The following is a 4,853-nucleotide window of genomic DNA, read 5'->3' as shown; positions in this document are numbered from 1 at the left end:
AGCGACAGCAGGCCAGCCTGGTGGTCGACCAGCAGTACGGCAGCGTCATCTTTGTTCAGGCGGTTGTATTTGAATGCGGTCATGGTCGTGCTCCAGAAGGTGGTTTGGTTTCGAATCAGTGGGGTGTTTCGCGTTGTTGAGTAAAGATTAAAACCAAGACCTTTGATGCACCAGATAGCTAAATCCGGCTTTAGCGTTCTATCATGCGAACGATAAATGGAATGGCGCTTGCCTGCGGAGAACCCCTTTCTTGGAAGACCTCAACTCCCTCTACTTTTTCACCCAGGTGGTCGAGCACGGCGGCTTCGCCCCCGCCGGCCGGGCGCTGAACATGCCCAAGTCAAAGCTCAGCCGGCGCATCGCCGACCTTGAGGATCGCCTGGGTGTGCGCCTGCTGCATCGCACCAGCCGGCACTGCTCGCTGACCGAGATCGGGCAGGAGTACTACCGCCGCTGCACGGCCATGCGGGTGGAAGCCGAGGGCGCCGCCGAGGTCATCGAGCGCAACCGCAGCGAGCCACGGGGCCTGGTGCGCATCAGTTGCCCGACCACCCTGCTCAACTCGCTGGTGGCACCGATGCTCACCCGCTACATGGCCAGGTACCCCCTGGTCGAGCTGTTCATCGAAAGTACCAACCGTCGTGTCGACCTGTTGCACGAGGGCTTCGACATGGCGCTACGGGTGCGCTTTCCGCCCCTTGAAAACACCGACATGGTGATGAAGGTGCTGAGCAACAGCACCCAGTGCCTGGTCGGCCACCCCTCCTTCCTCGAACAACTACCCGCAGGTTTCGAGCCGTCACTGCTCGGCACACTGCCCAGCGTTCACTGGGGTGGCGCCCAGCGCGACTACCAGTGGTCACTGTTCCAGGGCGAAGACATGAGCCGCAGCCTGGTCATCGCGCACACGCCAAGGATGGTCACCGACGACCTGTTCGCCCTGCGCCAGTTCGTGCTGGCCGGCGTGGGCATCGCGCACTTGCCGCGGGTGGCGGTACGCGATGACCTGGCCAGCGGCCGGCTGGTGGAGCTGCTGCCAGCGTGGCACCCACGCTGCGGCATCGTGCATGCGATCTTCCCGTCGCGACGCGGGCTCCTGCCCTCGGTGCGCTCGCTGATCGATCACCTGGCCGAGGAGTTCGCCGCCAGCGACATGGCCTGACCACACGCCGCATGAAAAAGGGGGCCATCAAGGCCCCCGATTCAGGTCAGAACGCAAAGCACGAACAACCCAACGCCCCCCAGAACCCCTGGAAGTCGTTGACCGGCACCGTCGAGTGCCGCGCCTTCTCGTGGCTGTGCGCATGCACCCCGCATGGCCCCACGCACTGGTGCAAGGCGGCCGCCATCGGTGCACCGGCACGCCAGTGCCCGGGCACCAGCGCCACTGGCGACCACTCCGGCAACACCGGAATGAGGCTCGGGCCGTACTTGTCGAACTCCTCGGCGCCATACACCACCTTGCCATCAACCACGGTCAGCACCGACTCGATGCCCTTGATCGCCTCGTCATCGACGCTGAAGTAATCCAGCGAAAGCGCCGCCAGGTCCGCCAGCTGGCCGACCTTGATCTGACCCTTCTTGCCCTGCTCGCTGGAGAACCAGGCGCTGCCATGGGTGAACAGTTCAAGCGCGGTGGCGCGGCTCAGGCCTTCGGGGTACAGCTCCATGCCGCCGACGGTCCGCCCACTGACCATCCAGTACAGCGAGGTCCACGGGTTGTAGCTCGATACGCGGGTCGCATCGGTACCCGCGCCCACCGGGATGCCTTCGGCCAGCATGCGCTGGATCGGCGGCGTCTTCTCGGCGGCCTTGGCGCCGTAGCGCTCGACGAAGTACTCACCCTGGAAGGCCATGCGGTCCTGAATGGCAATGCCGCCATTGAGTGCGCGCACACGCTCGATGTTCTTCGGGCTGATGGTCTCGGCGTGGTCGAAGAACCACGGCAGGCCATTGAACGGAATGTCGCGGTTGACCTTCTCGAACACGTCGAGCATGCGCGAGATGGACTCGTCGTAGGTGGCGTGCAGGCGGAACGGCCAGCGTTGCTCGACCAGATGGCGGACCACCGGCTCCAGCTCTTCTTCCATGGTCTGCGGCAGGTCCGGACGCGGTTCGAGGAAGTCCTCGAAGTCAGCGGCAGAGAACACCAGCATCTCGCCGGCGCCGTTGTGACGGAAGAAGTCGCTGCCATCACCCGGCTTGACCTTCTGGGTCCAGTTCTTGAAGTCGGTGAGCTCTTCCTTGGGCTTCTGGGTGAACAGGTTGTAGGCAATGCGCACGGTCAACTGTCCGTTGTCGGCCAGTTCCTGGATCACCTGATAATCATCCGGGTAGTTCTGGTAGCCGCCGCCGGCATCGATGGCGCTGGTCAGCCCCAGGCGATTGAGTTCACGCATGAACTGACGGGTCGAGTTGACCTGGTACTCCAGTGGCAGCTTGGGCCCTTTGGCCAGGGTGGCGTACAGGATGGTCGCGTTGGGCCGCGCGATAAGCATGCCGGTCGGCTCGCCAAACTTGTTGCGCTGGATCTCGCCACCGGGCGGGTTGGGCGTGTCCCTGGTGTAGCCGACGGCCTTGAGCGCGGCGCGGTTGAGCAGCGCACGGTCGTACAGGTGCAGCAGGAACACCGGCGTGTCGGGCGCAGCCAGGTTGATCTCTTCGAGGGTCGGCAGGCGTTTTTCAGCGAACTGGAATTCGTTCCAGCCCCCCACCACACGCACCCACTGCGGGCTGGGTGTGCGCTCGGCCTGCTCCTTGAGCATGCGCAGGGCATCGGCCAGCGAAGGCACCCCTTCCCAGCGCAGCTCCAGGTTGTAGTTCAGGCCACCACGGATCAGGTGCAGGTGCGAGTCGTTCAGGCCCGGGATGACCGTGCGCTGCTTGAGGTCGATGATCCGGGTGGTCTCGTTGCGGTAGGCCATGGCCTCGGCATCGCTGCCCACAGCGAGGAAGCGGCCGTCCTTGATGGCGACGGCGCTGGCAGTAGGGTTCTCACGGTCTACCGTGTGCAGTTTGCCATTGAACAGGATGAGATCGGCGGTCATGGGGGCTCCTTGGATGAGTGGGCTGCGTCGCGCATGTGAGGCTGACAATGACAGGGTCAGGGCCGCAGTGCGGCCCTCCCGCTACTTCGACAAAAACGCCAGCAGGTCTTCGTTCAACTGCTGCGCATGGGTCACGGCAAACCCGTGCGGCGCGCCGCTGTACACCTTGAGCTCGGCGCCAGCAATCAGCTTGGCGGCCTGCTTGCCGGTGGTTTCGAACGGCACGATCTGGTCGGCATCACCGTGGATCACCAGGGTCGGTACATCGATCCTGGCCATGTCCGGACGGAAATCGGTCCCGGCGAACGCGCTCACGCAATCCAGCGTAGCCTTGAGCGACGCCAGCAAGGCGATGTTCAACGTCTGCGCCTGCCCCCCCTGGGACACCTGCTGCCCCTGGTTCAGACCATAGAACGGCGTGGCGAAATCGACGAGGAACTGCGCCCGGTCCGCCCGCAGCCCGGCCTGGATACCCTCGAACACGGAGTGATCGACACCGTCGGGGTTGCTCTCGGACTTGCCGAACACCGGCGTCACCGCCCCCAGCAGCACCAGCCCGGCCACTCGCCCGCTGCCGTGGCGGGCGATATAGCGGCTGACGTCGCCACCCCCCATGGAGAAGCCCACCAGGGTCACCTCGCGCAGGTCCAGGTGCTCGATCAACTGGGCGATGTCGTCGGCGAAGGTGTCGTAGTCATAACCGGTCCACGGCTGGTCCGACCGGCCGAAGCCGCGGCGGTCGAAGGCGATGGTGCGGTAGCCGCGGCTGGCCAGGTACTCCATCTGCGTGTCCCACATGTCGGCATCCAGCGGCCAGCCGTGGCTGAACAGCACGGGCTTGCCGCTGCCCCAGTCCTTGAAGTAGATCGAGGTGCCATCGCGGGTGACGAAAGTGCTCATGTCGGTATCTCCTGAAAATGGATGAATGCTTCAAACAAGACAGATACGAAAATGTTCAACCGCGCAGCCAGTGGGCGCAGCGACGGGTTACCCACGGCATGATGTAGAACACCACGGGCAGGATGACGAACAGGTTGCCGATCAGATTGCCGGTGATGCCTGCACCCAGTGGCGGGAAGCGCGCAAACAGCGGCGCCAGCAGGTGTGGGATCAGCATAGTCATCGGGCAGATGACCAGGTAGGTCAGCAGCGCCTGCTTCCAGCGCGGCGGTTGCGGCGCGTTGCTGCTGGGCGGGGTGAACCAGAACTCCGGGTCGTCATGGACCTGGGTCTGGTCGCCATCCTCCAGCAGCGGCAGTACTTCGCTGACCATCGCCTGGCGCTCGGCGGAATTGATCCAGGCCTGCAGCAGGTCGGTATCGGCGAAGCGCACCACGGTGGTGAAGTGGCTGCCGTCGCCCTGCGGGCGGATCACGTTGACGCCCAGATGGCCAGGCTGGCGGCGCGCGGTGGCGACCGCGCGCTTGAGCCATGCCTCGTACAGCGCCAGCGAATCGGCGCGTGCCTTGTGCTGGATGACCAGGGTCACCACGTTGCGGTTGTCTTGGGTTGCAATGTTCATGGTGTCCCCGGGGATGAACGGCTGGCCAGGGCCCACTGTGCAACAGTGGGCAGGCGCTGGATTGGATGGGTGTGCTGTGACGCGGCGCCTTACTTGCCGGCGGTCAGCGCGTTGTAGCTGGTCATCAGGTTGCGGTAGTCGGGGATGTGGTTGGAGCACAACGCCGCCAGGCCTTCGACATCGTTGCGCCAGTCGCGGTGCAGCTCGCAGGCCACACCGAACCAGGTCATCAGTTGCGCACCGGCACGGCTCATGCGGTCATGCGCGGCGTCACGGGTCATCTC

At 64.4% G+C, this 4,853-nt stretch carries 4 protein-coding genes and 2 pseudogenes; 1 reads left to right on the top strand and 5 read right to left on the bottom strand.

What is annotated here, in order from left to right; genetic code table 11:
* Nucleotides 1–83: pseudogene (locus tag KUO17_RS25900) on the bottom strand (hydrolase); the annotation flags it as partial.
* A gap of 167 nt (nt 84–250) precedes the next feature.
* Here KUO17_RS25900 and KUO17_RS25895 point away from each other — a divergent pair.
* Complete coding sequence (locus tag KUO17_RS25895; protein WP_217978400.1) at nt 251–1,162, top strand: LysR substrate-binding domain-containing protein; 912 nt, start codon at nt 251–253, stop codon at nt 1,160–1,162.
* Between the two features lie 46 nt (nt 1,163–1,208).
* Here KUO17_RS25895 and KUO17_RS25890 read toward each other — a convergent pair whose 3' ends face one another.
* The 4 genes and pseudogenes from KUO17_RS25890 to KUO17_RS25875 form a co-directional block, all read right to left on the bottom strand.
* Nucleotides 1,209–3,047, bottom strand: coding sequence for an amidohydrolase (locus KUO17_RS25890; protein ID WP_217978399.1), 1,839 nt, complete (start codon nt 3,045–3,047; stop codon nt 1,209–1,211).
* An 81-nt stretch (nt 3,048–3,128) separates the two neighbouring features.
* Entirely contained in the window at nt 3,129–3,947 is an 819-nt protein-coding gene (locus KUO17_RS25885; protein ID WP_217978398.1) for an alpha/beta fold hydrolase, read from the bottom strand.
* A 55-nt stretch (nt 3,948–4,002) separates the two neighbouring features.
* Nucleotides 4,003–4,569, bottom strand: coding sequence for an antibiotic biosynthesis monooxygenase (locus tag KUO17_RS25880; protein WP_217978397.1), 567 nt, complete (start codon nt 4,567–4,569; stop codon nt 4,003–4,005).
* An 89-nt stretch (nt 4,570–4,658) separates the two neighbouring features.
* Nucleotides 4,659–4,853: pseudogene (locus tag KUO17_RS25875) on the bottom strand (hydrolase); the annotation flags it as partial.

Source organism: Pseudomonas aegrilactucae (assembly GCF_019168305.1).
Lineage (GTDB): Bacteria > Pseudomonadota > Gammaproteobacteria > Pseudomonadales > Pseudomonadaceae > Aquipseudomonas > Aquipseudomonas aegrilactucae.
This window is presented reverse-complemented; position numbering and strand designations above follow the sequence as displayed.

Coding starts and splice junctions, on each gene's coding strand:
- KUO17_RS25880 (WP_217978397.1), bottom strand. CDS start 4,569: ATGAACATTGCAACCCAAGACAACCGCAACGTGGTGACCCTGGTCATC.
- KUO17_RS25885 (WP_217978398.1), bottom strand. CDS start 3,947: ATGAGCACTTTCGTCACCCGCGATGGCACCTCGATCTACTTCAAGGAC.
- KUO17_RS25890 (WP_217978399.1), bottom strand. CDS start 3,047: ATGACCGCCGATCTCATCCTGTTCAATGGCAAACTGCACACGGTAGAC.